The organism is Persephonella marina EX-H1 (genome assembly GCF_000021565.1).
In the GTDB taxonomy this organism is placed as follows: Bacteria; Aquificota; Aquificia; order Aquificales; family Hydrogenothermaceae; genus Persephonella; species Persephonella marina.
In genome coordinates, this window is record NC_012440.1 from 1,002,693 (window position 1) to 1,028,219 (window position 25,527).

The window sequence follows — 25,527 nt, forward strand, 5'->3', positions numbered from 1 at the left end:
TCCAGATGAGAAAGGATTTTAAAGAGAAATACAGAGACTTCCAGAAAAGAAGAAGAAATATTGTAATAATATCAATCGTTCTGACGGTATTTATAGTCGGAAATCTTTACATATTTCACGAGATCTCAAAGGTAAAAGATATATTCAATCCATACGTATTCCTTCTTATCATAAATATAAATGTTGTATTCTTCCTTGGTATTCTTGCTATATCCTTAAGACATCTTATAAAACTCTTCTTTGAGAAGGAACAGCCTGCGGGAAAGCTGAGGAAAAAACTGTCATTCATACTTATATCAATGGTTATAATCCCAGCTATGATCCTTTCTGTTGCATCAATATCTCTGATATCAAACGCAACAAACCTCTGGTTCAGCGGTAAGGTTGAGAGAGCATTAAACAGTCTTGAGAAGATCACAGATGAAAATCTAAAAGAGTACAGCCAGTTTCTGAAAGAGGTTGTTTATCTCTTAGAGAACAAAAAGATAACACCTTACGAGGCTTTTAAAAAGTTTAATATAAGATCAATGGTGATCCTTGATAATAACAGAAAGCCGTTAATAGTTTATGGAAAACCAATAAAAAAGCTTTCAGATAAAGACTTTAAAAGGAAAAGATACATATTTGAGTATAGGGGAAATCATTATCTGAAGTTTATCAGCAGGTATGAAAAAAATAAGTATATAGTTATTGAGTACAGACTCCCTCCATTTCTTTCCAAATATAAAAAGGATCTTGAGCATATATCGGATGTATATTCCAAATTCAGGTATTACAAAAATCCGATAAGGGTCAGCTATATTGTAACAATGCTTACGATAACGATGTTCGTTATATTTGCCGCACTCTGGTTCTCACAGTATGTGGTCAGAAATCTAACATTTCCCCTTGAGAAATTAGTTGAGGCTTCAAAAAAACTTGCTTCAGGAGATCTGAATATAAAAGTTGGTATAAAAGCACCTGATGAGATAGGTATTCTTATAGAAGAGTTTAATAAGATGGTTGATGAGCTCAAGGAGCTTTATATAAAACTTGAAAGAAGTAATAAGGATCTGAAGGCAAACAAGGAGTATCTTGAAGCTATACTTGAGAATGCAAGAACTGGAGTTATCTATTCAAACAGATTCGGGAAGATAGAGAATATAAACAAAGCAGCATCTGACATACTTGGAGTAAATCCAGAAAATCTTAAAAACAGGGATATAACAGAGTTTATGAACAGTATAGGCATTGATATCTACAATCTGGACAGGGAACAGACATTAAACCTGAATGGAAAGATCATAATAGCAAAACTCACCAAACTATCTCCAAGGGGTTATATACTTGTATTTGACGATATTACTGATATAGTTGCGGCAGAAAAGGTTTTAGCATGGAAAGAGATAGCTAAAAGGATAGCCCACGAGATAAAAAATCCTTTAACACCTATAAGACTATCTGCAGAGAGGATAAAAAGACAGTACGAGAATAAAAATCCAAAATTCCCAGAGATACTTGATAAAGCTGTTAATGTCATACATACGGAGGTTGACTACCTTTCAAAGCTTGTTAAGGATTTCAGTCAGTTTGCATCTTCAGGTATAAATACAGAGCTTGAGGAGATCAATCTAAAAAGACTCTTTGATGAGCTGAAAAACAGCTACCAGACTGACGGCTTTGAGATCAATCTGGATATAGATGATGATCTTAGAATAAAAGCTGATAAAAAGCAGATAAGACAGGCTTTCTTAAATATAATCCAGAACAGTTTTGAGAGTGTAGAAGATGGCAGAGGAAAACTCAATATAAAAGCTGAAAAGAAGGATGGTAAGGTCAGAATAATCTTTAAAGATAACGGTAAAGGTATTGATATAGCAGAGCTGGATAAGGTGTTCATCCCCTACTACTCTAAAAAATCAAAGGGAAGCGGTCTTGGTCTTGCCATAACAAAGGAGATAATTGAGAACCACAAGGGAAGTATAAAGGCTCTTCCTTCAGAGAGAGGTGCTGTTTTTGAGGTTATACTTCCTGTTACCTGATCTTGAGTGTTGAAAGGGCTATTATCGCAAGTATTATAGAGATTATCCACACCCTGACCACTATTTTAGGCTCCGGAATTCCCAGAAGTTCAAAATGATGATGTATAGGAGCCCTCTTAAACAATCTTTTCCCACCTGTCGCTTTAAAGTATGCAACCTGAGCAATAACGGATAGTGTTTCAGCTACAAAAACACCACCTACTATTGCAAGGACAAACTCCTGCTTAGTTATTATTGATACTGTTCCAAGAACGGCGCCTATGGATAGAGCACCGGCGTCTCCCATGAACATCTCAGCGGGGAACGAGTTAAACCATAAAAATCCAAGTCCTGCACCAAGTAAGGCCATCATAAAAACTGTCAGCTCACCGCTACCTGATATATGTGGAAGATGCAGATAACTTGCTATCTTTGAGTGCCCTGCAACATAGGCAAAAAATGCGAAAGCAGCTATAGACATAAGTGACGGTCCTATAGCAAGACCGTCAAGGCCGTCAGTAAGGTTTACAGCATTTGATGCACCAACAATTATAAATATCATAAAGGGAATATAAAATAATCCCAGATCTATATAAACATCCTTCAAAAATGGGAAGTAAAGAACTGTATCATACTTTGGGTACAGGTAAAGTGATACGGATGCAACAAGAGCTATAATAAACTGCCAGACAAACTTAGTTTTAGTTGATAAACCTTTTTTCTTTGTTATCTTCTTATAATCATCAAGTCCACCTAAGAATGCAAAGGATACAAGAACAAATATAACAAGCCATACAAAAAAGTTATCAAGTCTGCACCATAAGAGAGAAGAAACGATAACGGAAAGTATGATAAGTATCCCACCCATAGTCGGAGTATGCTTTTTTGCTATATGTGTATCAGGTGTGTACTCCCTTATATAACCACCTTCCTTATACTGAAAAACTTTAAGTCTTCTTATGATGTAAGGACCTAAAATCAGTGAGATACCGAATGATGTTATAAGAGCATAAAAACCTCTGAATGTTATATATTTGAAAAGATTAATATCAAAAAGCTCATAAAGAAGATGATAAAGCATTTATAAACTCTCTAACTCCCTGTTAACTGAAAAAAGTCTGTCAAGTATTATAGCTGTTGCATTTCTTACTGAAAGATGATTGTATGTTCCAGGTCCAAGTATAGGCTCAAGTATGTAATCACAGCTTTTAACAAGCTCTTCAGGCATACCCCAGCCTGTTCCCATAAGTATCAGATAAACATCTTCTTTCTTCTCCATCTTTTTCCTCAGATCACTGTATGATAAAGTCTGTGGGTACTTTTTTGCTGATGTTGCCACAAGCTTCGGCTTTTTTCCTGTATTTTTCTCAATATCTTCTATAGCCTCAGTTATTGATGAAACAAGTCTCACCAGTTTCGCAGCTTCAGCTCTTCTTGGATTAAATCTACTCCCAAAACCTTCAAGCCAGTATTTTATCTGCTGGGATATTACAAACTGCTGTGCCTCAAGGGGCTGTACTATGTAATAACCGCCAAGTTCATAAGTTCTGGCAGGTCTTGCTATATCATGAAAATCAAGTGTTGTAAAAGATGTTACAACCCACTTTTTGTCTTTATTTACAGCAGGATAATGAACTACAGAAATAAAAACATGACTGTTTTCCATTTCCACCTCTATCTGAAATTTATTACAGTTCCATCTGAAAATTCAACCTCTAAGGGTTTAAAGAGCACCTTAAGATCTTCAATACTGCTTTCCTTTACATACCTGTGTTCAGGTTTTCTGTTATCGTACAGGAATGAAACCTTCATCTCTACAGTCTCATCAGGTTTTATATCCATTCCTGTTATGAAATTCAGAGCTTTATTTATGTTCACTTCCGTTTCCATAAGTTTCCTTCCTGAGATATCCTCTATCTGAACGATACCTTTTATATTTCTAACAGCTTTCCCTGTTATGTTTTTAAATTTCATATAAAGTACTATCTTATCTCCCTTTTCCCATAACCTTTCCCGCAGGTTTACAGGTTTGAATTTTTTTGATAGGACGGTGAACTCAACGGGAGTTCTATAATCTTTTTCCTGATCTTTCTGTTTTTTCTCCCCTTCTAAAGCCTGAATCCTCCTCTCTAACTGGATTATCTTTTTTTCAAGTTTTTCAAGTCTCTCTTCAACAGTTTCGGCTAAAAGGTATGGTGATAAAAAAAGTAGAAAGATTAATATATACCTCATAACCTGCATCATTTATTATTTTGTTCTGCTGGTGCTTTTTCAGTCTGTGCAGGGATGTCCTGAATAACAGTCGGTGCCTTAAGTGTTTTATGATGTATAAATGAGAGTGCAAAAACTATAAAAAGAAATATCCCACCTAACCAGTAAGTGATCTTTGTAAGTATATTGGACGCACCGGCTCCTAAAACAGCTGCAGCTGCCCCTGATCCGAATATAGCCCCTATCTCTGCCCCTTTTGTTTTCTGCATCAGAATTATTATTATCAGTAATACAGCAACAATGAAAAGCAGTATTGAGAGAACCGTGTATAGTATCTCCAATTTATTCCTCCAAAATATCTTTATATATCAATATTATACCTCTAAAACCTCTGTTATTATCTTATAAAATCTTTCAGGATCAAGACTTGCTGTCCCAACGAGAAATCCATCAACATTCGGTTCCTTTATGAGATCCCTTGCATTCTTTTCATTAACACTTCCACCGTAAAGTATTCTTGTGTTTGAGTCATTTCCCTTAGAGATCTCATTTATAAGTGATCTTATAAATCTGTGAACTTCCTGAGCCTGTTCAGGTGTTGCATTAACACCTGTCCCTATAGCCCAGACAGGTTCATAAGCAATATCTATAAAGGCCATGTCCTTTTCTACACCAGCAAGACCGTTTCTTATCTGTCTCTCAACAACCGATAATGTTTTTCCCTGCTCCCTCTCTTCAAGTGTCTCACCTACACATAGTATAGGCCTTATACCCGTCTCAACAGCTGTTATAACCTTCTTATTTATAAGATCATCTTTTTCACCAAATATATGTCTTCTCTCAGAATGACCGAGTATAACATACTCAACATCAAGCTCATTTAACATAACAGGCGAGATCTCACCTGTGAAAGCTCCCTTTTCAACATAGTACATATTCTGGGCACCAAGCTTTACGTTATACTCACCTTCCTTCTTTGCAGCGTCAAGTCTTATTGATGCTGATGATAAAGCTGTAAAAGGAGGTGCTATCATAATATCAACAGATAAAAGATCCTTTACAGAAGGTAAAAATCTGTCAAGATACTCAAGTGTTTCTCCAACCGTTTTGTTCATCTTCCAGTTTGCTGCTACAAGATATCTCATCTATTTCTCCTATTCTGTAAGGTTTCTTATCTCTTTGCTTACAACATTACATTTCTCATCTAACTCATAAACGATAGGTGTTCCTGTCGGTATCTCCACCTTTATTATCTCTTCAGGTGAAAGCTTTTCCAGATACATAACTATTGATCTCAAAGAGTTTCCGTGTGCAACAACAAGAACATCATGACCATCTATAATATCTCCAAGTATCGCCCTTTCAAGGAAAGGTATAGTTCTTGCCGCTGTATCCTTCAGAGATTCCCCTTCAGGTGGTGGTATATCGTAACTTCTCCTCCAGAGATGGACTATCTCAGCACCCCATTTCTCCCTTGCTCTGTCTTTATTCAGACCCTGTAATGCACCGTAATGCCTTTCATTGAGAGCCTGATCCTTAATAACAGGTATATAAAGACCAATTGTCTCAAGTATTATCTTTAATGTTTCCTGAGCCCTTGTTAATGCTGATGTATAAGCCACTGTAAATCTTATATCCTTTAAAAGTTCTCCAGCTTTATACGCTTCCTCTTTACCTTTTTCAGTTAGAGGAACATCAACCCATCCTGTAAATCTGTTCTGTAAATTCCAGACAGACTGTCCATGTCTAACAAGAACCAGTTTTGGCATTTACCGTCTCCTCACTTTTTTATTTTTATTATATCAGGGAATCACCTGCCTGAGATACTTTTTTTCATAGGAATAAAACCGAAAGGAACAACGGAAAGAATAAAAAATTTTATTATCTCAGTTCTATCTAAAAGATTTTTTATCCTTGCCTCATTTAAAACATATAAAAATGCAAGCCAGAGAAGTCCGTGAGCTGAACCTACAATAAGAGTTGCTACTTTATACCCACCTAAATACTTTAGGGGCATAGCTATAAATAGAAGAACTATCAGTGAGATACCTTCGAGAACCGATATTACAGTCAGCTTTTTCAGTGTGCTTTTCTGCATTTAAACCTCCTTTAAACAAACTTTTCTAAGAGAAATTGTAGCTCCTGTGAGTACTTTTTAATATTAGGATTATCATAAATGATCATAGGTTTTTCTATAATCTCCCCTCCTTCCTTTCCAGATCTCATCCCTTCTATAAGAAAATGGGTTGACCTCTCATCTTTTGAAGGATGAACAAACCTGTATCTCTTAGGCTGTACCCTGTTTTCAACCATCACTCTGGTTATGTATGAAAGCCTCTCAGATGGATAGATCATATAGAATCTTCCCTTATCTTTCAGTAGATAAGATCCGGCCTTTATAAAATCCTCAACTGTTGCTGTTATCTCGTACCTTGCTATTTTTTCCTCCTGAGAGGCCTTCTGTGTGAACTCCTTTTTGAAGTATGGGGGATTCGTTATCACATAATCAAAATACTGTGGTTGATATAACTTTTTAATATCCTTGATATCACCTTTAATGAGATTGACATTTACACGATTTAGCTCAAAATTCCTTTTTGCCATATCAAAAAGATCTTCCTGTATCTCAATGGCATGAAACTCAAGATCTGGATACTTCAGGGAGAGAAGTATAAGAATGATTCCTGAGCCTGTTCCAAGATCTATAATCTTTCCTTTTTTCTTCGTGATCTCTGGAAAAGATGAGAGTATTACGCTGTCTATATTGAATCTGTAACCTTCTTTCTTCTGGATAATAGATATCTTTCCCCGTATAAACGGGGAAAGGGTTTCATCAGGTTTTAATTCCAATTTATCTGACTTTTACACCTGCAAGTTCTAATAATATCTCAGCTCTTTCCTTCATTCTTTCGTAATTCTCTATCTCTTCAAGTGATAATGTCTCTCTTTCCTCAAGCTTCGCTTTAGCCTCTTCAAGAAGTCTCTTCTCTCTCTCAACATCTATCTCAGATATACCAAAGGCTTCCTCAACAAGAACGATAACCTTATCTCCTCTAACATCTATAACACCGTGTGTTACAGCATACTCCTTAGGCTCCTCTTCAGGAATCTCAATTCTCAGCTTTCCAGGAACAACATTTGTGAGCAGAAGCATATGGTTCTCAAGTATACCTATCTCACCGTCAGCTGTGTTTATAACCGTCTGTTCTACCTCACCTTTAAAAACTATTCCTTCAGGTGTGACAACCTCTAATGGATACATTATTTACCTTGCCTCCTGATGATTGTATATCTATATTAGTTTACAATAAATTAGATAAAGATGTCTAACAGGAGGGAAGAAATGAGAGTAGGTGTTTTACTTGCAGGGTGTGGTGTATTTGATGGAGCAGAAATACATGAGGCAACATTAACACTTTACTTTCTTGATAGGGAAGGTGTTGAGATCGTCTGCATGGCACCAAACATCCCACAGAAGGAGGTTATAAACCATCTGACAGGAGAAAAATCGGATGAGAAAAGAAATGTTCTTGTTGAGGCTGCAAGGATAGCAAGGGGTGAGATAAAGGATATCAATGATGTAACAGCTGATGATATTGATGCGCTGATAATGCCAGGAGGATACGGTGTTGCAAAGAACTTCTCAAACTTCCTTGAGAAAGGGGCTGATGCTGATGTTATCCCTGAGGTGAAAAGACTCCTCGTTGAGATGTTTGAGAAAGGAAAACCTATAGGAGCTGTATGTATATCTCCTGTTATTGTTGCTGCAGCACTCAGAGAGGCAAAAGTTAAACTTACAATAGGAAGTGATGAACAGGTTTCTAAGGCTATAGAGGCTATGGGACAGCAGCATCTTGTTTGTCCTGTATCTGAAGCTTTAGTTGACGAGGAGCACAAGATAGTTTCAACACCTGCATATATGGAAGGTAAAACGATAAAGGATGTTGCAGAAGGAATTGAGAAGCTTGTAAAAGAGGTTTTAAGACTTGCAGGTAAGTAAGATCTTAATTTTTTTAGGGCTCATTGGAGCCCTTTTTCTTACATCAGGATGTTCAATCCATGTAAGTGGATCTGTAGGAAAAAATTTTTATTTTCGTATAAACAACTGAGAGGAAAAGCATGTTAATATCTTCAAGAGTTCTTAAAGATCTGATAAAAAAGGAAGAGATCCAGATAGATCCATTTGATCCAGATTTCCAGATGAAAGGAAACTCTGTTGATATAAGGACTTCAGACAGGTATTTCAGTTATCCGGAATACCTTGAACCTGAAATCACAATGTTAGATCCTAAAAACCCGTATCTCAATCTATTGGAAAGAGATTATATATCACCTGAAGGGATAGTTTTAGAACCAAACAGATTTCTGATCGTTGAATCCCTTGAGTATATTAAAATTCCAGATAATATCTCAATTTTTTTAGAATCTAAACTGAGAATTTCACAGATGGGGATAGGGATAATAAATACAGGCTGGATAGATGGCGGTTTTGAGGGAAATATTATACTTACCATTAAAAACTTCAATAACATACCTGTCAGAATTTATCCTGAGATGTTTATAGCCCATATATTCTTTTCACAGATAAAATGATTTAAATAATCTCCTAAAAAATTTATAATTGATTAATGTTCTAATAAATAAAGGGGGTATTTGTTGAAAAGAATAGATATTGGACTGGTAGGTTACGGCGTTGTAGGTAATGGTGTTGCAAGGATACTTGAAGAGAAAAAGGAACTGCTCAGTAAAAAAAGTGGTGTTGAGATAAATCTGAAAAAGGTTTTCACAAGAAACTGGAATAAAAGCTTTCCATACCCATTACCTGAGAGTAAAAAAGCTTACTCCCTTGATGAGATCTTACAGGATGATGATATATCAATCGTTGTTGAGCTTACAGGGGGTATTGATTTTCCCTACAAACTAATCTCAGAAGCTGTAGAAAAGGGAAAACATGTTGTTACAGCTAACAAAGCGCTTCTCGCTGAAAGGGGGAAGGAGATATTCCTGAAGGCTGAACAGAAAGATATAAGAATAGGATATGAGGCTGCTGTTGCAGGGGGAATACCTATAATAAGAGCCCTCAGAGAAGGACTGATAGCCAACGATATAATTAAAATCTACGGGATCTTAAACGGGACTACAAACTACATTCTGACAAGTATGTACAAACAGGGTAAGGATTTTAAAACAGCGTTGAGGGAAGCCCAGGAGCTCGGATATGCTGAGGCTGATCCAACACTTGATATAAACGGAACAGATGCAGCACATAAGATAACTATACTCGCATCTCTTTCTTACGGTGGTTTCCTTGATTTTTCTCAGGTTTATGTTGAAGGTATAGAGAGTATACACCCCCTTGATATAGAGCTTGGGAAGGATCTTGGTTATGTCTTAAAACTTCTTGCTATAGCTAAGGGACATAACGGTGAGGTTGAGGTAAGGGTTCATCCTACATTCATACCTGAGGATAACCCACTTGCAAAGGTTGATGGTGTTTTCAATGCTGTTATGGTGGAAGGTGATGCTGTAGGAGAGAGTATGTTTTACGGTAAAGGTGCAGGTAGCCTGCCTACAGCAAGTGCTGTCATAAGTGATATAGTTGATATATCAAAGAGTATAGCTGAAGGTGTGGGAAGGGGTATTGAGATAACATCAATGAACTGGGAACATAAAGATCTGACACTAACAAGGGTTCCTGACTTTTACACAAGATACTATCTCAGGTTTACAGTCCCTGATGTTACAGGCATACTTGCAAAGGTTGCCGCAGTATTTGCGAGATTCAATATAAGCATAGCTGCTGTTATACAGAAGGAAAAGGTTGTAAGTATGTATGAAAGTAAAGAAAAGGTCGTTCCCCTTGTAATTCTCACACACACAGCCTCTGAAAACAATATACAGAAAGCTATAAAAGAGATAGAACAGCAGGGAATTACGGTAGAAAAGACGGTCATAATAAGGGTGGAAGACGAAGAAAAGTAAAAAATGAAAATAAGCAGTTATGAAAAAAATAGAAAAAAGATAGGGATATTTCTTGCTCCGTTACTTTCTGTTATTGTTTACATAATCCCTATGGATATCTCAAATGATGCACATCTTGTTTTCTCAATAATGACTTTCTGTCTTGTGTTCTGGCTTACAGAAGTTATACCCCTTTCTATGACGGCACTGTTAGGTGTCTCTGTTGCTGTTATTTTAGGAATAGTAAGTGTAAAGGAGGCATTTTTAAGTCTTGGACATCCTGTTGTACTTCTCTTTATAGGGAGTTTTCTTATTGCCCAATCAATGACAAAACACGGTCTTGATAAAAGGTTTGCACTGAACCTTCTCTCAAAAGAGTTTTTTATAAAAAGCCCTATAAGGCTTATTATAGGCTTCTCAGTTATCTCATTCCTTCTTTCTATGTGGATAAGTAACACAGCAACAACAGCCATGCTTTTACCACTTGCCCTCGGGATAATCTATATGTTTAAAAGCAAACATATAAAGGATATTGGAAGTTTCGCATTCTTTATACTTCTTTCAATCGCTTACTCAGCCTCTATAGGTGGTGCAACAACACTTGTTGGAACACCAACAAACCTGATAGGTGCAGGATTTTTGAAGGAGGAAGGTTACGATATAGACTTTCTCCAGTGGATACTTTATGCCGCTCCTATTACAGTTCTTTCATATATAGCTCTGATAGTTTATATAAAGTTCCATATAAGAAATTTCAGGTATGATCTTAAAACGGTAAAATCCATTATTCTGAAGGAAAAGGAAAAACTTCCAAGAATGAACAGAGGTGAGAGAAACACACTTTTCGTTTTCTCACTTGCTGTTTTTATGTGGATACTTCCCGGTATCGCAAACATACTTGGAAATCAGGAGATGTATAAATTCTTAAAAGCCCACATACCTGAGGCTATCGTTGCACTTCTTGCAGGTATACTTCTCTTTCTCCTTCCAGTTAATAAAAAAGAAAGTACACTCTCAGTTGATGATCTTAGAAAGCTTGACTGGGACACAATACTTCTGTTTGGCGGTGGTATAGCCCTCGGAAAACTTATAATAAAAACAGGTCTTGCTTCATATATAGGAAAGAAGATAGCATCAGTAGTTTCACCTGAGATGGTGGTTTTACTTATATTTGTTCTTGTATTTTCAATGATATTCTTAACAGAGGTAAGCTCAAATACAGCTACAGTTATCACATTTGCCCCTATTCTGATAGGTCTTCTTAATGAGATGAAAATAGATTTATTTTTCCCTGTGTTTGGTGTTATAATATCTGCCAGTTTTGCTTTTATGCTTCCAATTGCAACGCCACCAAATGCTATTATTTACGGCAGTAAGATGATTCCTATCCAGAGAATGGCTAAAGTTGGATTTTTTATGAACATTATCGGCGCATTTATTATAGCAGTGATAATACTAATATATATGAAGTGAGGTGAGTGAATGGAAACAAAATGGGAGTTTTCCGCCGGAGGAGTCGTTTTCAGAAAGGACGAGAATAACAATCTTGAGATCTTACTGATAAGGGTTAAAAACAGATGGAGCTTTCCAAAGGGAAATATAGAAAGGGGTGAGCCTAAGGATCAGGCAGCCTTAAGGGAGGTTAAAGAAGAGACAGGTGTTGATGCTGAGATCGTAGATTATTTAGGTGAGGTTGATTACTGGTACAGTATGGGACTGACAAGAATACATAAGTTTGTTTATTACTACCTGATGAGGTATGCAGGAGGAGATATCGTTCCCCAGAAAGAGGAGATAGATGAGGCTAAGTTCATACCTTTTGATAAAGTAGAGGAAACATTATCATATGAAACTGATAAAGAGATATTCAGTAGAGCTGTAAAATCTTTAAAAAAGATAGGCGAAATTAATGGATGAGGTTTTAATAAGATTAATCTTTGGTTACCTTAAAAAGCTAAACAGAGATAAAGCATTAAAAAGGGGAGAGGAGATTGGCACTCTTCTATACAGACTTGGCTACAGAAAGGATGTAATTAAAAAAAATCTTGATATAGCATTTCCCCAGAAAGATGATGAATGGAAAAGATATATAGCTTTAGAATCTTTAAAAAATTTGGGAAGGGTTCTTGCAGAACTTCCAAAACTTCCCGAGTACCTGAAAACAGGCGAGATAAAAAGTATATTCAGGATCAGATCAGGAGACGAACTACTTGAAAAATACAGAGATGAAGGTTTTATACTTCTCACAGGACATCTTGGAAACTGGGAGATTATAAATATAGGTCTTTCATATCACGGGTATAGGATGTCAGCCCTTGCCTACAGACAGAGAAACAGAAAGATAAACAGGATCATTGAGGAGATCAGAACGTCCGCAGGATCTCAGATAATATACCATGACCAGCCTATGAGAAAGTTCATCAATGCTTTAAACTCAAAAAGGATCATATCATTTCTTGTTGATCAGAACACATTAAGACACAGGGGTGTTTTTGTTGATTTCTTTGGAGAGAAAGCCTCAACAGTTTTCTTCCCAGCAAAGGTGGCTCTAAAGTATAAAAAGCCTGTCCTCTTCTGTTATTCCGTTTTTGATAAAGAAACAAAAAATTACCAGTTTTTCGTAAAAGAGGTAAAAACTGATGATCTTACTGAGAAGGATGTACCTGTTCTCGTCCAGAGATACACATATGAGGTTGAGAATGCTGTAAGGGAATACCCAGAACAGTATATGTGGACACACAAAAGATGGAAAACAAGACCTGAAGGTGAACCTGAAAATATCTATTAATTCTTTTAAATCTATGTATCTCCGGAAATCACAGATATATAAATGGTATAATTTTTTAAATATTCTAATTAAGAGGTTAGAAGATGAAAATGGAAAGATCATTAAACCTTTTTGAGGAAGCACAGAGATATCTTGTAGGTGGGGTTAACTCACCTGTAAGGGCTTTTAAATCTGTTGGTATGGAGCCACTTTTCATACAGAAGGGAAAGGGAAGCAGAGTATGGGATGTTGATGGAAATGAGTATATAGATTATGTCCTTTCATGGGGACCTTTAATACTCGGTCATGCAAATGACCAGATAGTTAATGCTATAAAGCAGGTTGCAAACTACGGAACAAGCTTTGGTGCACCAACAGAGCTTGAGATTGAGATGGCAAAAGCTGTTGTTGATGCAGTTCCATCAATAGAGATGGTAAGGTTCGTAAACTCAGGAACAGAAGCAACAATGTCTGCTATAAGACTTGCAAGGGGATACACAGGAAAGAAAAAGATAGTAAAGTTTGAGGGATGTTACCACGGTCATGTTGATTCTCTCCTTGTTTCAGCTGGATCCGGTGTTGCAACACTATCAATACCGGGAACACCCGGTATTCCTGAGGAGTTTGCAAATCTCACAATAGTACTTCCCTACAACAATATAGATGCTGTTGAGGAAACTTTTAAGAAACACGGTGATGATATAGCATGTGTGATAATTGAGCCTGTTGCCGGGAATATGGGTGTTGTTGCTCCTTCAAAGGAGTACCACCAGAGACTGAGGGAGATAACAAAGGAGTACGGAGCATTACTTATATGGGATGAGGTTATGACAGGTTTCAGACTGGCATACGGTGGAGCTCAGGAGCTTTATGGGATAGAGCCAGATCTCACAACACTTGGAAAGGTTATAGGTGGCGGTCTTCCTGTTGGAGCATACGGTGGAAAGAGGGAGATAATGGAGTATGTTGCACCTGTTGGACCTGTCTATCAGGCAGGAACCCTCTCAGGTAACCCCCTTGCCATGGCAGGAGGTCTCAGACAGCTCCAGATATTAAAGGAGAAAAATCCATACCCTGATCTGGACAGAAAAGGTAAAAAACTTGAGGAAGGTCTGAGATACCTCTCAGAGAAATACGGGATACCAGCTACAGTTAACAGGGTTGGATCAATGATAACAGCTTTCTTTACAGATAAAGAGGTTGTGGATTTTGAGACAGCAAAAAGTTCTGATCTTGATAGATTTGCAAAATTCTTCAGACTTATGTTAGAGAAAGGTGTTTATCTTGCACCATCACAGTTTGAGGCTGCATTCCTGAGTACAGCACACAGTGATGAGGATATTGATGAGACATTAAATAAAGCTGAAGACTGCTTTAAACAGCTTTTATAAAGGAGATAGTCTTGGAAGGAAAATCACCTGTTCAGACAACGATAGATAACTGGATAGAAGGTTGGAATGAGAAAAATCTTGATAAGATTTTAGAAAATTACGCCGAGACAGCTGAGCTTTTTGATCCTAAAACAAAAGAGGTGATCCCCGAGAAGTTTACACTTGAGGGGATAGACGAACTGAGGAAGTATTTCTCAGTTATACTGAATGTTTTTCCAGAACTTAAGATAAAGCCTCTCGGTCTGTGGATTAAGGGACACACCGCTCTCCTTGAGTATTACATATACACATCAGAGGAAACAAAGATAGATGTTATCTCAAAATTTTACCTTAACAGGGACTACAAAATTCAGGGACATTTTATATATTATGGTTTAAGTTACAAAGAGTTGAAGGAGGATAAACCTAATTAATGAAATGTCCAAAATGTGGATCGCTTAATGATAAGGTTGTTGATACAAGACAGTCAAAAGATGGAACTGTTATAAGAAGAAGAAGGGAATGTCTTGACTGTGGTTACAGATTTACAACATATGAGAGATTTGAGGAAGAGAAGATAGTTGTTAAAAAGAAAAATGGAACAACAGAACCTTTTAATAAGGATAAGATAATAAGAGGAATAAGGCTCGCCTCAAAAAACAGACCTGTATCTGAAAAGCAGATGGTAGAGATAGCTGATGAGATAGAAAAGTATTTACTGGAGGAAGGAAAGCTTGTTGTTGAGAGTACAGAAATAGGGGATCTCGTTCAGGAAAAGCTGAAGAAGATAGATCCTGTATCATACTTAAGGTTCAAGTCTGTTTACAATGAGTTTCAGGATATAAAGGATTTTGAGAAGGCATTAAAGGAGATAGAGGAAAAAGGGGAGTAAACTCCCCTTTAAGTTTAAATTGAACATACACCTTCAAGCTCATCAAGACTCTTGATTTCAGACTGTCCATCTATAGTTATTTCCACTTTGGTTATGCCATTTTCAGTGAAAAATCTGTATCTGGCTCCGTTTATCTCTATAATTCCGCCTCTAAACTCATCTGTCCAGTAATCATAAGTGATAGGGTAAATAGTGCTGAACTGATAGGTTCCCTCAAAACATACATCAGGTGTGTAATTTATATACACCTTCCCACTGACTGATAGACTCTCAGTATGATTAATATAGTCTATAGTTGAGCTTCTTTTAAAGCTGTAAAACTTGTACTCAAGGCTGAGGCTATCTGTTCCATCTGTCTCACTGTAAGATATACTTCCGTCTGTTGTCATTGTGATAGATTCCTTATCTTCGGTCTGTGTCTTTATCTCTTTCCAGCTTATACTGTTTTTAAAGTTACTGATTGTTGACTCATAAGTAATATTGGGAGTAACAGATTTATCTACAGCTCTTATCTTTCCATTTATTGAAGTTGTTGCTGTTCCTTCAGTCCCTGCAGTGTTTTCACTGTACTTTCCGTAAACTGTTAATGTCTGGAGAACCTCTACTTCTGCTGATGTATCGGAAAGTTTGAATCCTTTGTTCACTTTAAATGTGTACCCATCATTCCTGTTTCCTTTTAAGCTACCTGTTCCGTGAATTGTTATATCTGTCTCTTGACAGCTATTAAACTCAAAGTTTATATCGTAAATCTCATTTGTCTCGTCTATAGTTCCGCTACATTTCCAGTTTCCTCCAATTGTACAGTTTCGAACCGTTCCATCACAGATACTCTGTGATTGTTGTGAGCTAAGCTGACCGGATTTAAGGATAGAGTCTTTAACCCTCTCTGAAAGATAAACAGTAAGACCAGCAGGTATGAATATCTTTTTTGATGAAGATATCTCAGCCTTTGATGTTGGATTTAATATCTGGACTGACAGGACTGACTGAACAGACTGAGTGTTTCCATTAAACATATTCCCAATACTGTTTTGGGGTGCTATGAGAAGTGTAGAGCCTGAGATCGCCTGTTCAGCCTGTTCTGTGCTGGTAATCTGTGATGCAGGTGGAACTGTTTCCCCTCCTCCACCACCTCCGCCACATGATGTATAAATAACTGAGCCGGTTATAACTATGAAACCTGTTGTGATAAAAAATTTTTTCATTACATTCCCCTCCATTTTAAGTCTGTTTATATTAAAAGCTGTCATTAAAAAATTATTAATTCAATACTGGTTATTATTAAAGCTTGAAAAAGACAAAAATATTCAGAGATTAAATATTAAATATATTTAAAAGGAGGGTGTGATATGGCTGTTGTTGGTGCATCAAAGATAGAGGCACTCATGAGAAAAGCTGCTGGACTTGATATTGAGAAAAGTAAGGTGAAGGAGATAACGGATATTGTTGAGAAAAAACTTTACGATCTCCTTCTTATTGGTGAAAGAAATGCAAATTACAATAACAGAGAGGTTATATGGGAGTCAGACATTCCTTTAACAAAAGGATTTTTAGAAAGTATGAAAAAGTTTGTAAAACTTGAGGAAGAGATAGCTATAGAGGATGTTCTGAACTTTTTAGCAACAATGCCACCATTAAAATATCCTTTAGAGGCAGAACTTGAGAAAAGGCTTCCTGAGATAGTAGGAACACTTATTTACATACTTGCATTACTTATTAAAGAGATAGCCCCGGGAGAGAGAAAACCTTCGGTTGAAGATATACAGAAGGCAGGAAAGATCCTTGATCTGACCATGTAGGTCAGGTCTCCTTTTTATTCTCTTCCTGTTTTACATACTTTTTGTATCTCTCATCTTCCTGTGCGTGTTTCTTCATATATCTGAAGATAAAAACAAAAATACCTATAACTATGGTCCACCCAATAAAATGTATAATCCCCTGCATAGCTGTGTAATGGCCTTCATCCATACTTATACTGCCCTGATAAGGCTCCATAACCTTAAAGCCATCAATAAGTAAACCTGTTAATAGATCTATTAAAATATCCATAACCTCACCTGCTTCTTATTTAATTAAAGAATTTTAGCAGATATCAATGTTTTATGTGAAATTTAAGGTTATGATTGGTATCATAGCTTAATATGATATATGATTTATTCTATTCTAAAATAGTTTTAGCAGGAGGTTTTTATGGCACTTCAGGGTGTAATTGACAGACTAAAAAAAACATCTCTTGAGGAGATAGGTGTAAGCTTTTCTCTTGCTGACATACTGAGGGATATGAAGATAGAAGGTAACAGTATCTATATAAAACTATTTTCTCCTTCAGATAAGTATCACGATTTTCTAAAGAAAAAAGCGGAACAGGTTTTAAGAGAGATAGGTGCAGAAAATGTAGATATTGAGTTTACAAATGAGCCACCAAAGGCAACAGCTCCACAGACACCACCTCCACAGGCACAGCAGAATCCTTTTGAGAACAAGAGAAGAATCCCTAAGGTTAAAAAGGTTATAGCGGTTGCCTCAGGTAAAGGGGGCGTTGGAAAATCAACTGTTGCTGTTAACCTGGCTGCTGCCTTAAAAAGAATGGGTTACGATGTAGGTTATCTTGATGCTGATATGTATGGACCTTCAGGCCCTACAATGCTTGGAGCTAAAGATAAACAGGTCTTAGCAAGGGAAGACGGTAAACTTATACCACCTGTTGCCCACGGAATAAAGATGATGTCCATAGGACTTTTACTCCCATCTGAAGATACACCTGTAATATGGAGAGGACCTGTACTATTTAAGGCTTTATCACAGTTCCTTTTTGATATAGACTGGGCTGAAGATCAGCTTGATTTCCTTATAATAGACCTTCCACCAGGAACAGGTGATGTTCAGATAACACTGGGACAGACAGCTGAGATAGATGGTGCGGTTATCGTCACAACACCTCAGGATGTAGCTCTTATAGACGTTAAAAAGGGTATCCAGATGTTTAACGAGGTTATGATACCTGTGATAGGAATTGTTGAGAATATGAGTTACTTTGTGTGCCCAGACTCGGGAAAAAGATACGAGATCTTCGGAAAGAGCAGAACTGAAGAGGTTGCCAAACAGTACAATACAGAGATCCTTGGAAAAGTACCTATAGAACCTAAGGTTGCTGAGTTTGGTGATCTTGGAATACCCGTTGTTTTAGCAAAAGAGGATTCAGAATCTTCAAAGGCGTTTATGAGTATAGCAGAGAGAATAATAAAAAAGTTAACCGTTTAAATGAGGAGGTTTAGATAATGTTAAAGAAAAGAGGTTATGTTTATGCAGACCATCTGGCAACAACACCTGTTGCAGATGAAGTTTTAGAGGCAATGCTTCCATACTATAAAGATAAATTTGGAAATCCAACCTCCCTTCATCAGTTTGGTGTGGATGCAAAAAAAGCGATAAACAGAGCAAGGGAGCAGATAGCCCAGCTCTTAAATATAAGCAGACCTGAGGATATAGTTTACACCTCAGGAGCTATAGAGGCTAATAACCTTGCTATAAAAGGATATGCTAAGGCTCCAGGTATAACAAGAAGAGGTAAGCATATCGTTGTCTCAGCTATAGAACACCACTCAATCCTCCACTCATGTAAATCACTTGAGAAGGAAGGATTTGAGATAACATATGTCCAGCCTGATCAGTACGGGATAATTCATCCTGATAAGCTTGCAGAAGCTGTAAGAGAGGATACCATACTTGTTTCTGTAGGTTATGCAAACAGAGAGATAGGAACACTTCAGGATATGCCTGCTCTTGTTAAGGCTGTAAAGGAGAAAAATCCCAGAACTGTTTTCCATTCAGACATAGCTGCTGCTGTAGGTCATACACCTGTTGACCTTGAAGGCTGGGGAGTTGATATGGCATCATTCACAGGTCATTACTTCTATGCTCCTAAAGGTGTAGGAGGACTGTATGTTAAAAAAGGTGTAAGGCTCAAGCCTTTAATTGAAGGTGGAATACAGGAAGGTGGTAGAAGAGCCGGAACAGAACCTGTGCCGGAGATTGTTGGTATGGGAGCAGCTGCTGAACTTGCAATAAAAGAGATGGATGACAGGGTTAACAGACTTAAAAAGCTGAGAGACAAACTTAAAAAGGGAATAGAAGAGAAGATAGATTATATACAGTTTACAGGTCATCCTGAGAAAAGACTTCCAAATCATCTTTCACTTATTGTTATGTACATTGAAGGTGAGGCTATGCTCCTAATGCTGAACTACAAAAAGATATACACAGCATCAGGATCAGCATGTGTATCTTTTGCATTAAAACAGTCTCACGTTCTGGCTGCTATAGGTATTGATAAGGAAGCATCTAACGGATCTATAGTTTTCTCACTTGGAAGGGAAAACAGTGAGGAAGACATAGATTATATAATTGAGGAGTATCCAAAGGTTATACAGAGATTGAGAGAGATATCTCCTTTTGGTCCTGAAAACTGGGATCAGTTTGCCAAAAAGGCTGACAAGTATAAACATGTGAGATAAGGGGGACACTCCCCCTTTTATTACCCTGAAGGTGCGTAGTAGCATCTTTTAGGTGACTCAATCTTTCCTTCCTTCTTAAGTTTTTTAATTGCCTTCTCAACCTCTTTTTTATCAAGTCCTGTAAGCTCGGCTATCTCGCCTGATCTTAAAGGCTTTCCTGCTTTCTGCATAGCTTCCAGAACCTGCTGTTCAATACTCATAGAAACCCTCCTGAATTAGTTTTATAATTTATATTTCGTTAACAGGTTAATATGATTTAACTCATTGAGTAATATAACCGCAGGTTATAAATTGAGAACAAGAATTAGCTAACCGGAGGAGGTTTAGAGATGTTTGAGTACACAGAGAAAGTGATGGATCATTTCATGAATCCGAGAAACCTTGGAGAGATACCAAACCCAGATGGATATGGACAGTGTGGTAATCCTTCATGTGGTGACGCAATGCTTTTTACTATAAAAGTAAATAAAGAGACAGATGTTATAGAGGATGTTAAGTTCAAAACATTCGGTTGTGGATCAGCTATTGCTGTTTCATCTGTTTTAACTGAGATGGTTAAAGGAAAACCTATAGATTATGCATTAAACCTTACATACAAAGAGATATTTGAGGAACTTGGAGGTCTTCCACCTCAGAAGATACACTGTACAAACCTTGGACTTGAGACATTACATGTTGCTATAAAAGATTACCTTTTAAAACAGGGAAGAGTTGAGGAGGCTGCAAAAATACCAGACTGTATAGAAGAAGAGGAAGAAGAAGGTATTGATTTAGAACATGTTGGGTAAGATGAAAGGTAAAAAAGCTGTAGCTTTATACTCTGGAGGTCTTGATAGTACGCTTGCGATAAAGCTTATCCAGAATCAGGGTATAGATGTTACAGCAGTCCATTTTTATACAGGGTTCTGTATAACTGAGACAAAAAGAAGACGTGGTGAGAAAAAGGAAGACGGATCTCACTACATGAATCCAGCACTGAAGTACGCTGCAAAATACGGTTTCAAACTTGAGATAGTTGATATATCTGATGAGTACTTCAATATAGTCACAAATCCTAAATACGGTTACGGCTCAAATATAAATCCATGTATTGACTGCAGGGCTTTCATGTATAAGAAAGCCAGAGAGATTATGGAAGATATTGGGGCAGACTTCCTTGTCTCAGGTGAGGTTTTAAACCAGAGACCTATGAGCCAGCACCTTAAAGCTATGAAGATTATAGAAAGGGAAGCCGGTGTCGAAGGTCTTGTTGTAAAACCATTATCCGCAAAAGTTTTACCTCCAACAATTCCTGAGATAAGGGGATGGGTGGACAGGAATAAGCTAGAAGGTATAGTCGGAAGAAGCAGAAAGAGACAGCTTGAGCTTGCAAAACAGTTCGGGATAGATGAGTACGAACAGCCTGCAGGAGGATGCTGTTACCTCACAGATGAGAATTTTGCAAGGAAGTACAATGAGGTTATATCATTCCAGGGAAGCATAAGCAGGGATGATCTTTACCTGCTGACTATAGGAAGACATTTCAGACTTCCTTCCGGAACAAAGGTTATAGTAACAAGAAATGAAGGTGAGGGAAGATTTATCAGAGGACTGAGTAAAAATTACTGGTTCTTTGAGCCTGTTGGAAAAGGTGCCGTAGCTATAGCAAAGCCTGTTGAGGATAGAGATCTTACAGATGATGAGATAAAAGCTGTTGCCGATCTTGTGGCAAGGTACTGTAAAACGGATGAAAACGGAAGAATTAATATTAAATACTCTTCACCACACGGTGAAAAAGAAGGTATAATTTTAGGAGAAAGACTGAAGGAAGAAAGACTTGAAAGCTGGAGGATATAATGGCTGAATTAGAAAACATAAAACCTGATATAACACATGATGCTACAGGAACATACTGCCCTATACCGATAACAGAGCTTGCAAAGGTGATGAGACAGGCAAAAAAAGGTCAGATTGTTGAGCTCTTGGCTGATGACGAAGGGGCAATTCAGGATGTACCGGCATGGTGTGAGACAACAGGTAATGAGTTTCTTGGATACAAAGAAGAAGATGGTGTATATATATTTTATGTAAAGAAAACACAGGACTGATGGTAAAGATGAGAATAACAGAGGACATTAAGGTTTTTCATCTTCTTGAGGAGTATCCTGAAAGTGAAGAGGTTGTTAGAAAGTACTTTGCATACTTCTACCAGAACAGGCTTGTTGATATCGCCCTTAAAAGGCTGAGTATAAAGGGAGCTTTTAATGTCCTTGATATACCTCAGGAAAAAAGAGAACAGTTTTTCAGGGAACTTTACGAAAAACTAAATTTAGAGATGCCGAGAAATAACAATATAGAATAGAGGTATTAAAGATGGTTGAAGATTTAAAAACAAAAGAGCAGGAAGTTGAGGAGGTTTTAAATAAGATCCGTCCTGCTTTAGCTTTAGATCAGGGAAATATTAAACTGATTAAGGTAGAAAATAACGATGTTTATCTTGAGCTTCTTGGTGCATGCAGTACATGTCCTGTTCCTGACATAACAATGAATGATGTGATAATAACAACGATAAAACATCTTCTTCCATGGGTTGAGACCGTTCATATAGGACAGAATAAGTTTGAGCTGAACAACTCAATATAAGATGGATACAGTTATAAACGGAGAAACGGAAGTTTACGGTATTTTTGGTTATCCTGTAAAACACTCTAAATCTCCCCTCTTCCAGAATGCCGCCTTTTCCTATCTTGGTATAAACGCTGTATATCTTCCTTTCAGTGTGAAACCTGAAGATCTAAAAAATGCTGTTGAAGGTATAAGAGCTTTATCTATCAAAGGTGTGAATATTACAGTTCCACACAAAGAAGAAGTTCTAAAGCTTGTTAATGAGATCTCTGAAGAAGTCAAATACATAGGTGCCTCAAACACAATAAAAAATATAGATGGATATCTGATAGCATACAACACAGATGCGTACGGATTTATACAGGGTTTAAAGGAGCTTGTGGAAAATATATCAGGGAAAAAGGTTCTTGTTATCGGTGCAGGTGGAGCTTCAAGGGCTGTTGTTTACGGACTCATAAAAGAAGGGGCTGAAAAGATATATATATCAAACAGAACACTTAAAAGGGCTGAGGATATAATTAGAGACTTTTCAAAACTGAGCAGATTTACAGAAAAGATTTTAGAACCTTTACCATTATCACAGATAGAAGAGCTCCTGTGTAATGTTGATATTATCGTGAACACAACATCAGTTGGACTCAGGGATGAGGACAGACCTCTATTTGATTATTCTAAGATTGAGAAGAGACATATCGTCGTGGATATTATCTACAGAAAAACACCTCTACTAAAAGCTGCTGAAGAAAAAGGCTGTTTATGGCAGGACGGACTTCCAATGCTTCTTTATCAGGGAGCCAGATCATTTGAGATATGGACAGGAAAAAAAGCACCTATTAATATTATGAAAAAGGCTCTTTCTGATTAAAAAAATCCCCCTAAGTGGGGGATGGAGAGGGGAGGAGGTTTAGGAGAAAACATCATCGGCGCTTCATCTGATTATAAATATAAAACATATGATGTGAAAAAATTGTGAAGAAAAGTGGAATCAGATACCCAGTATTTTTATAACCACCCTTTTTGGTCTCTGACCATCATACTCAGCGTAAAATATCTCCTGCCATGGTCCAAGATCAAGTCTTCCTTCAGTAACAGGTAGTACAACCTGAAGATGTGTTAAAAGATTTTTTAGATGTGCATCACCGTTATCCTCACCTGTTAGATGGTGTCTGTAATCAGATCTGAATGGTGCCAGTTTTTCAAGCCAGTCCCATATATCCTGATGGAGACCTTCCTCATCATCCTGTATGAAAACAGAAGCTGTCAGATGCATTGCAGAAACAAGACAGAGACCTTCCTGAATACCAGATTTTCTTACAGCTTCCTGAACTCTTTCTGTGATTCTTACCAGTTCCCTTCTGTTTTTTGTATTGAATGTTAAATACTCAGTGTAAACCTTTGTTTTACCTTCCTTAAGCATACTTTTTCCTCCTGTACTCCTGAAGTCTGTTGTGTGCTTTTCTTGTAGGCTCTGGAAGTTTATAACCGTTCAGACATTTTATTACAAGTTCTAAAGATGAATCTACAGAGATATTATTACCTGGAGATACAAAGATAGGTTTTGTGTTCTTTTTTGTTCTAAGTATGTAACCTCTTTTCTCACCATCTATATAAACAGGCCTGTAACTCAAGTTTTTATTTTCAGGCTCTTCAAACTGACCAACAAGCTTGGATTTTCCACAGCCTACAGATATCTCTCCTGTTATAACACCAAAATGTGATGCTATTCCCATCTTCCTTGGATGAAGTATTCCCATACCGTCTATTATAAAAGCGTCAACCTCTGATCTTATCTTTTCGTAGGCGTCCAGTACAGGTGGAAGTTCTCTGTAAGCTAAAAATGTTGGTATATACGGAAAGTCTATCTCCCTCTCAGAGAAGACAGTTTCAACCTCTTTAAAGTTATCCTTTATATCAATAACTGTGATACAGGCTATAGCCACTGTCTCTTTTTTCCATATATCTGTAAATGTTACATCAACCCCTGCAACATATCTTATATCCTGAACAGGTCTTATATCTTTCAGCTGGAGTTTTTTTGAGAGTTCTATCTGTTCTCTTTTAAGCCTTTCTATTGTTTCTGGATCTACACCGCCAGGTATTATCATCCGAAAACCACCATATTATCCCGGTGTATAACCTCTGTGAACTTCTTCTTCAAAACCTTCTCAACATCCTTTGATTTAAGTCCCTTAATCTTTTTAATCTCCCTGTAGCTGTAATTGACTATACCTTTCCCGATTATCTTCCCATCCTCATTCTGTATAGCAACAACATCATTTTTTGAGAAAATTCCCTCAATATCCTTTATCCCCGCTGGAAGTAGACTTTTACCTTCCCTAATAGCCTTTTCAGCTCCCCTATCAACAGTTATTATCCCCTTTGCTACAGATAATGTCTGAAGCCAGCTTTTCTTTCTTGATCTTTTTCTCTTTTTTTCAGGATGTATAAATGTCCCTATCCTCTCACCTGATAATATTCTGGCTACTACACCTTTCTCCTTAGGGGCTATAACAACAGGGATTGAGTGTGAGACAGCTACCTTTGCCGCCTCAAGTTTGCTTCTCATCCCACCTGTACCAAATTTTGATTTTGAGGATCCTGCAAACTTTAAAGCCTTATCTATATCTGAAAGTTCCTGTATAAGCTGTGCGTCCTTCTCAGAAGGATCCTTCGTGTACAGCCCACCTGCTGTTGAAAGTATTACAAGAAGATCAGCATTGACAAGTACCGAAACATGGGCTGCTAAAAAATCATTATCACCAAAAACTATCTCCTCAACAGCTACAGTATCATTCTCATTTATTACAGGAACAACATCCATCTCCAGCAGCTTATTAAGTGTGTTCTGGGCAAGGATATACCTTCTCCTCTCCTGTAATCCTTCAATTGTTAGAAGTACCTGCCCTATTATAAGGGAGTTTTTTGAGAATATCTTATCGTATATCTGCATTAGATAGGCCTGTCCTACAGATGCAACAGCCTGCTTTTCAGTAACTGTTTTTGGTTTTGATTTAAGTCCTAACTTCTTTATACCTGCAAGGACAGCTCCTGAAGAAACTATCAGAACTTCTATATCATTTTTCTGTAAACTCTTTATCTGATCTGAGAGATCCTTTATAAAATCCAGATCTACATCACTGTTCTTTTCAAGAAGATGTGATCCTATCTTTACAACAACCCTTTTTATACTCCTCAGTTCTTCTCTCAT

The 25,527-nt window shown here is 37.4% G+C and carries 34 protein-coding genes; 19 read left to right on the forward strand and 15 right to left on the reverse strand.

All coding sequences use genetic code 11. The features are described 5' to 3' along the window. Positions 1-5: 5 nt before the first annotated feature. On the forward strand, positions 6-2,021 hold the full coding sequence (locus PERMA_RS05180; protein WP_012676640.1) for a sensor histidine kinase: 2,016 nt from the start codon (positions 6-8) through the stop codon (positions 2,019-2,021). Here the strand turns inward: PERMA_RS05180 and mraY are convergent. From mraY to atpC, 9 genes are read right to left on the reverse strand one after another with little or no spacing between them, the layout of a single operon-like run. Next, complete coding sequence (mraY, locus tag PERMA_RS05185; RefSeq protein WP_012676353.1) at positions 2,014-3,081, reverse strand: phospho-N-acetylmuramoyl-pentapeptide-transferase; 1,068 nt, start codon at positions 3,079-3,081, stop codon at positions 2,014-2,016. The two genes, PERMA_RS05180 and mraY, sit on opposite strands and share 8 nt — an antisense overlap. Beyond that, positions 3,082-3,666: an RNA methyltransferase gene (locus PERMA_RS05190; RefSeq protein ID WP_012675608.1), complete on the reverse strand. Its 585-nt coding sequence runs from the start codon at positions 3,664-3,666 to the stop codon at positions 3,082-3,084. Between the two features lie 8 nt (positions 3,667-3,674). Next, a complete protein-coding gene (locus tag PERMA_RS05195) occupies positions 3,675-4,232 on the reverse strand; it encodes a hypothetical protein (RefSeq protein WP_148206408.1) in 558 nt (185 codons plus the stop codon). 8 nt (positions 4,233-4,240) lie between these two features. Further along, positions 4,241-4,552: a preprotein translocase subunit SecG gene (gene secG, locus PERMA_RS05200; protein WP_012675528.1), complete on the reverse strand. Its 312-nt coding sequence runs from the start codon at positions 4,550-4,552 to the stop codon at positions 4,241-4,243. A gap of 33 nt (positions 4,553-4,585) precedes the next feature. Beyond that, a complete protein-coding gene (gene tpiA, locus PERMA_RS05205; protein WP_012676854.1) occupies positions 4,586-5,356 on the reverse strand; it encodes a triose-phosphate isomerase in 771 nt (256 codons plus the stop codon). A gap of 9 nt (positions 5,357-5,365) precedes the next feature. Further along, positions 5,366-5,980, reverse strand: coding sequence for a 2,3-bisphosphoglycerate-dependent phosphoglycerate mutase (locus PERMA_RS05210; protein WP_012676132.1), 615 nt, complete (start codon positions 5,978-5,980; stop codon positions 5,366-5,368). A gap of 41 nt (positions 5,981-6,021) precedes the next feature. Then, a complete protein-coding gene (locus tag PERMA_RS05215) occupies positions 6,022-6,309 on the reverse strand; it encodes a DUF3817 domain-containing protein (protein WP_012676754.1) in 288 nt (95 codons plus the stop codon). A gap of 11 nt (positions 6,310-6,320) precedes the next feature. Beyond that, complete coding sequence (locus PERMA_RS05220) at positions 6,321-7,061, reverse strand: tRNA1(Val) (adenine(37)-N6)-methyltransferase (RefSeq protein WP_012676668.1); 741 nt, start codon at positions 7,059-7,061, stop codon at positions 6,321-6,323. A gap of 1 nt (position 7,062) precedes the next feature. After that, positions 7,063-7,473 carry an ATP synthase F1 subunit epsilon gene (gene atpC / locus PERMA_RS05225; protein WP_012675554.1) on the reverse strand — a complete coding sequence of 137 codons (411 nt, stop codon included), beginning with the start codon at positions 7,471-7,473 and terminating at the stop codon, positions 7,063-7,065. A gap of 81 nt (positions 7,474-7,554) precedes the next feature. On the opposite strand from atpC, the gene elbB reads away from it, so the two are divergent. The 9 genes from elbB to nrdR all read left to right on the forward strand — a co-directional run bounded on the left by elbB (position 7,555) and on the right by nrdR (position 15,201). Then, positions 7,555-8,211 (forward strand): isoprenoid biosynthesis glyoxalase ElbB, encoded by a 657-nt coding sequence (elbB, locus tag PERMA_RS05230; protein WP_012676660.1) that lies wholly within the window; start codon positions 7,555-7,557, stop codon positions 8,209-8,211. A 119-nt stretch (positions 8,212-8,330) separates the two neighbouring features. Continuing rightward, positions 8,331-8,804: a dCTP deaminase gene (gene dcd, locus PERMA_RS05235; protein ID WP_012676715.1), complete on the forward strand. Its 474-nt coding sequence runs from the start codon at positions 8,331-8,333 to the stop codon at positions 8,802-8,804. A gap of 63 nt (positions 8,805-8,867) precedes the next feature. Then, positions 8,868-10,193 (forward strand): homoserine dehydrogenase, encoded by a 1,326-nt coding sequence (locus tag PERMA_RS05240; RefSeq protein WP_012676079.1) that lies wholly within the window; start codon positions 8,868-8,870, stop codon positions 10,191-10,193. A 3-nt stretch (positions 10,194-10,196) separates the two neighbouring features. Then, positions 10,197-11,645, forward strand: coding sequence for an SLC13 family permease (locus tag PERMA_RS05245; protein ID WP_012676929.1), 1,449 nt, complete (start codon positions 10,197-10,199; stop codon positions 11,643-11,645). Positions 11,646-11,654: 9 nt separating this feature from the next. After that, positions 11,655-12,089, forward strand: coding sequence for an NUDIX hydrolase (locus PERMA_RS05250; RefSeq protein ID WP_012676628.1), 435 nt, complete (start codon positions 11,655-11,657; stop codon positions 12,087-12,089). Further along, entirely contained in the window at positions 12,082-12,960 is an 879-nt protein-coding gene (locus PERMA_RS05255; protein ID WP_012675607.1) for a lysophospholipid acyltransferase family protein, read from the forward strand. Before PERMA_RS05250 ends, PERMA_RS05255 begins: the two co-directional genes overlap by 8 nt. An 83-nt stretch (positions 12,961-13,043) precedes the next feature. Beyond that, positions 13,044-14,330: a glutamate-1-semialdehyde 2,1-aminomutase gene (hemL, locus tag PERMA_RS05260; protein WP_012676480.1), complete on the forward strand. Its 1,287-nt coding sequence runs from the start codon at positions 13,044-13,046 to the stop codon at positions 14,328-14,330. 11 nt (positions 14,331-14,341) lie between these two features. Then, positions 14,342-14,743, forward strand: coding sequence for a nuclear transport factor 2 family protein (locus PERMA_RS05265; protein ID WP_012675859.1), 402 nt, complete (start codon positions 14,342-14,344; stop codon positions 14,741-14,743). Continuing rightward, positions 14,743-15,201, forward strand: a complete 459-nt coding sequence (gene nrdR, locus PERMA_RS05270) for a transcriptional regulator NrdR (RefSeq protein WP_012676928.1) — start codon at positions 14,743-14,745, stop codon at positions 15,199-15,201. The genes PERMA_RS05265 and nrdR overlap by 1 nt, the downstream gene beginning before the upstream one ends. Before the next feature lie 14 nt (positions 15,202-15,215). Here the strand turns inward: nrdR and PERMA_RS05275 are convergent, their stop codons facing one another. Beyond that, positions 15,216-16,406, reverse strand: a complete 1,191-nt coding sequence (locus tag PERMA_RS05275) for a hypothetical protein (RefSeq protein ID WP_012675847.1) — start codon at positions 16,404-16,406, stop codon at positions 15,216-15,218. Between the two features lie 144 nt (positions 16,407-16,550). On the opposite strand from PERMA_RS05275, the gene PERMA_RS05280 reads away from it, so the two are divergent. Next, positions 16,551-17,000: a DUF1931 family protein gene (locus PERMA_RS05280; protein ID WP_012676300.1), complete on the forward strand. Its 450-nt coding sequence runs from the start codon at positions 16,551-16,553 to the stop codon at positions 16,998-17,000. Position 17,001: 1 nt separating this feature from the next. On the opposite strand, the gene PERMA_RS05285 is transcribed toward PERMA_RS05280, so the two are convergent. Then, entirely contained in the window at positions 17,002-17,250 is a 249-nt protein-coding gene (locus PERMA_RS05285; protein ID WP_012675596.1) for a hypothetical protein, read from the reverse strand. Between the two features lie 141 nt (positions 17,251-17,391). Between PERMA_RS05285 and PERMA_RS05290 the strand changes: the two genes are divergently transcribed. Beyond that, positions 17,392-18,462 carry an Mrp/NBP35 family ATP-binding protein gene (locus PERMA_RS05290; protein ID WP_012676445.1) on the forward strand — a complete coding sequence of 357 codons (1,071 nt, stop codon included), beginning with the start codon at positions 17,392-17,394 and terminating at the stop codon, positions 18,460-18,462. Positions 18,463-18,479: 17 nt separating this feature from the next. Next, the gene (locus tag PERMA_RS05295) at positions 18,480-19,715 is read left to right on the forward strand and encodes a cysteine desulfurase family protein (protein ID WP_012676842.1); all 1,236 of its coding nucleotides are present in this window, start codon (positions 18,480-18,482) and stop codon (positions 19,713-19,715) included. Positions 19,716-19,735: 20 nt separating this feature from the next. On the opposite strand, the gene PERMA_RS05300 is transcribed toward PERMA_RS05295, so the two are convergent. Beyond that, positions 19,736-19,915, reverse strand: coding sequence for a winged helix-turn-helix transcriptional regulator (locus tag PERMA_RS05300; RefSeq protein ID WP_012675708.1), 180 nt, complete (start codon positions 19,913-19,915; stop codon positions 19,736-19,738). A gap of 129 nt (positions 19,916-20,044) precedes the next feature. On the opposite strand from PERMA_RS05300, the gene PERMA_RS05305 reads away from it, so the two are divergent. The 6 genes from PERMA_RS05305 to aroE are packed head-to-tail and all read left to right on the forward strand — an operon-like array spanning position 20,045 to position 23,184. Further along, complete coding sequence (locus tag PERMA_RS05305; protein WP_015898971.1) at positions 20,045-20,503, forward strand: iron-sulfur cluster assembly scaffold protein; 459 nt, start codon at positions 20,045-20,047, stop codon at positions 20,501-20,503. A 1-nt stretch (position 20,504) separates the two neighbouring features. Then, complete coding sequence (locus PERMA_RS05310) at positions 20,505-21,551, forward strand: hypothetical protein (RefSeq protein ID WP_041531068.1); 1,047 nt, start codon at positions 20,505-20,507, stop codon at positions 21,549-21,551. Continuing rightward, on the forward strand, positions 21,551-21,802 hold the full coding sequence (locus PERMA_RS05315; RefSeq protein WP_012676230.1) for a sulfurtransferase TusA family protein: 252 nt from the start codon (positions 21,551-21,553) through the stop codon (positions 21,800-21,802). The genes PERMA_RS05310 and PERMA_RS05315 overlap by 1 nt, the downstream gene beginning before the upstream one ends. 8 nt (positions 21,803-21,810) lie before the next feature. Then, positions 21,811-22,056 (forward strand): hypothetical protein, encoded by a 246-nt coding sequence (locus PERMA_RS05320; protein ID WP_148206409.1) that lies wholly within the window; start codon positions 21,811-21,813, stop codon positions 22,054-22,056. An 11-nt stretch (positions 22,057-22,067) separates the two neighbouring features. Continuing rightward, the gene (locus PERMA_RS05325) at positions 22,068-22,337 is read left to right on the forward strand and encodes a NifU family protein (protein WP_012676611.1); all 270 of its coding nucleotides are present in this window, start codon (positions 22,068-22,070) and stop codon (positions 22,335-22,337) included. Position 22,338: 1 nt separating this feature from the next. Continuing rightward, the gene (aroE, locus tag PERMA_RS05330) at positions 22,339-23,184 is read left to right on the forward strand and encodes a shikimate dehydrogenase (protein ID WP_012676742.1); all 846 of its coding nucleotides are present in this window, start codon (positions 22,339-22,341) and stop codon (positions 23,182-23,184) included. 120 nt (positions 23,185-23,304) lie between these two features. Here the strand turns inward: aroE and PERMA_RS05335 are convergent, their stop codons facing one another. Genes PERMA_RS05335 through proB form a run of 3 tightly spaced genes read right to left on the reverse strand, consistent with a single transcriptional unit; the run spans position 23,305 to position 25,527 of the window. Next, positions 23,305-23,736 carry a secondary thiamine-phosphate synthase enzyme YjbQ gene (locus tag PERMA_RS05335; protein ID WP_012675846.1) on the reverse strand — a complete coding sequence of 144 codons (432 nt, stop codon included), beginning with the start codon at positions 23,734-23,736 and terminating at the stop codon, positions 23,305-23,307. Continuing rightward, positions 23,729-24,424: an endonuclease V gene (locus tag PERMA_RS05340; protein ID WP_012676564.1), complete on the reverse strand. Its 696-nt coding sequence runs from the start codon at positions 24,422-24,424 to the stop codon at positions 23,729-23,731. The genes PERMA_RS05335 and PERMA_RS05340 overlap by 8 nt, the downstream gene beginning before the upstream one ends. Then, positions 24,421-25,527 (reverse strand): glutamate 5-kinase, encoded by a 1,107-nt coding sequence (gene proB / locus PERMA_RS05345; protein WP_012675603.1) that lies wholly within the window; start codon positions 25,525-25,527, stop codon positions 24,421-24,423. The genes PERMA_RS05340 and proB overlap by 4 nt, the downstream gene beginning before the upstream one ends.

What these genes read in the sequence shown, in the direction of transcription:
- PERMA_RS05180 (WP_012676640.1), top strand. Translation starts at nt 6, where the DNA reads ATGAGAAAGGATTTTAAAGAGAAATACAGAGACTTCCAGAAAAGAAGA.
- PERMA_RS05315 (WP_012676230.1), top strand. Translation starts at nt 21,551, where the DNA reads ATGGCTGAATTAGAAAACATAAAACCTGATATAACACATGATGCTACA.
- PERMA_RS05250 (WP_012676628.1), top strand. Translation starts at nt 11,655, where the DNA reads ATGGAAACAAAATGGGAGTTTTCCGCCGGAGGAGTCGTTTTCAGAAAG.
- dcd (WP_012676715.1), top strand. Translation starts at nt 8,331, where the DNA reads ATGTTAATATCTTCAAGAGTTCTTAAAGATCTGATAAAAAAGGAAGAG.
- elbB (WP_012676660.1), top strand. Translation starts at nt 7,555, where the DNA reads ATGAGAGTAGGTGTTTTACTTGCAGGGTGTGGTGTATTTGATGGAGCA.
- PERMA_RS05290 (WP_012676445.1), top strand. Translation starts at nt 17,392, where the DNA reads ATGGCACTTCAGGGTGTAATTGACAGACTAAAAAAAACATCTCTTGAG.
- PERMA_RS05285 (WP_012675596.1), bottom strand. Translation starts at nt 17,250, where the DNA reads ATGGATATTTTAATAGATCTATTAACAGGTTTACTTATTGATGGCTTT.
- PERMA_RS05310 (WP_041531068.1), top strand. Translation starts at nt 20,505, where the DNA reads ATGAAAGGTAAAAAAGCTGTAGCTTTATACTCTGGAGGTCTTGATAGT.
- PERMA_RS05215 (WP_012676754.1), bottom strand. Translation starts at nt 6,309, where the DNA reads ATGCAGAAAAGCACACTGAAAAAGCTGACTGTAATATCGGTTCTCGAA.
- nrdR (WP_012676928.1), top strand. Translation starts at nt 14,743, where the DNA reads ATGAAATGTCCAAAATGTGGATCGCTTAATGATAAGGTTGTTGATACA.
- proB (WP_012675603.1), bottom strand. Translation starts at nt 25,527, where the DNA reads ATGAGAGAAGAACTGAGGAGTATAAAAAGGGTTGTTGTAAAGATAGGA.
- PERMA_RS05300 (WP_012675708.1), bottom strand. Translation starts at nt 19,915, where the DNA reads ATGAGTATTGAACAGCAGGTTCTGGAAGCTATGCAGAAAGCAGGAAAG.
- PERMA_RS05295 (WP_012676842.1), top strand. Translation starts at nt 18,480, where the DNA reads ATGTTAAAGAAAAGAGGTTATGTTTATGCAGACCATCTGGCAACAACA.
- PERMA_RS05320 (WP_148206409.1), top strand. Translation starts at nt 21,811, where the DNA reads ATGAGAATAACAGAGGACATTAAGGTTTTTCATCTTCTTGAGGAGTAT.
- PERMA_RS05275 (WP_012675847.1), bottom strand. Translation starts at nt 16,406, where the DNA reads ATGAAAAAATTTTTTATCACAACAGGTTTCATAGTTATAACCGGCTCA.
- aroE (WP_012676742.1), top strand. Translation starts at nt 22,339, where the DNA reads ATGGATACAGTTATAAACGGAGAAACGGAAGTTTACGGTATTTTTGGT.
- PERMA_RS05190 (WP_012675608.1), bottom strand. Translation starts at nt 3,666, where the DNA reads ATGGAAAACAGTCATGTTTTTATTTCTGTAGTTCATTATCCTGCTGTA.
- PERMA_RS05340 (WP_012676564.1), bottom strand. Translation starts at nt 24,424, where the DNA reads ATGATAATACCTGGCGGTGTAGATCCAGAAACAATAGAAAGGCTTAAA.
- PERMA_RS05255 (WP_012675607.1), top strand. Translation starts at nt 12,082, where the DNA reads ATGGATGAGGTTTTAATAAGATTAATCTTTGGTTACCTTAAAAAGCTA.
- PERMA_RS05245 (WP_012676929.1), top strand. Translation starts at nt 10,197, where the DNA reads ATGAAAATAAGCAGTTATGAAAAAAATAGAAAAAAGATAGGGATATTT.
- mraY (WP_012676353.1), bottom strand. Translation starts at nt 3,081, where the DNA reads ATGCTTTATCATCTTCTTTATGAGCTTTTTGATATTAATCTTTTCAAA.
- PERMA_RS05210 (WP_012676132.1), bottom strand. Translation starts at nt 5,980, where the DNA reads ATGCCAAAACTGGTTCTTGTTAGACATGGACAGTCTGTCTGGAATTTA.
- PERMA_RS05325 (WP_012676611.1), top strand. Translation starts at nt 22,068, where the DNA reads ATGGTTGAAGATTTAAAAACAAAAGAGCAGGAAGTTGAGGAGGTTTTA.
- tpiA (WP_012676854.1), bottom strand. Translation starts at nt 5,356, where the DNA reads ATGAGATATCTTGTAGCAGCAAACTGGAAGATGAACAAAACGGTTGGA.
- hemL (WP_012676480.1), top strand. Translation starts at nt 13,044, where the DNA reads ATGAAAATGGAAAGATCATTAAACCTTTTTGAGGAAGCACAGAGATAT.
- atpC (WP_012675554.1), bottom strand. Translation starts at nt 7,473, where the DNA reads ATGTATCCATTAGAGGTTGTCACACCTGAAGGAATAGTTTTTAAAGGT.
- PERMA_RS05335 (WP_012675846.1), bottom strand. Translation starts at nt 23,736, where the DNA reads ATGCTTAAGGAAGGTAAAACAAAGGTTTACACTGAGTATTTAACATTC.
- PERMA_RS05195 (WP_148206408.1), bottom strand. Translation starts at nt 4,232, where the DNA reads ATGAGGTATATATTAATCTTTCTACTTTTTTTATCACCATACCTTTTA.
- PERMA_RS05280 (WP_012676300.1), top strand. Translation starts at nt 16,551, where the DNA reads ATGGCTGTTGTTGGTGCATCAAAGATAGAGGCACTCATGAGAAAAGCT.
- PERMA_RS05305 (WP_015898971.1), top strand. Translation starts at nt 20,045, where the DNA reads ATGTTTGAGTACACAGAGAAAGTGATGGATCATTTCATGAATCCGAGA.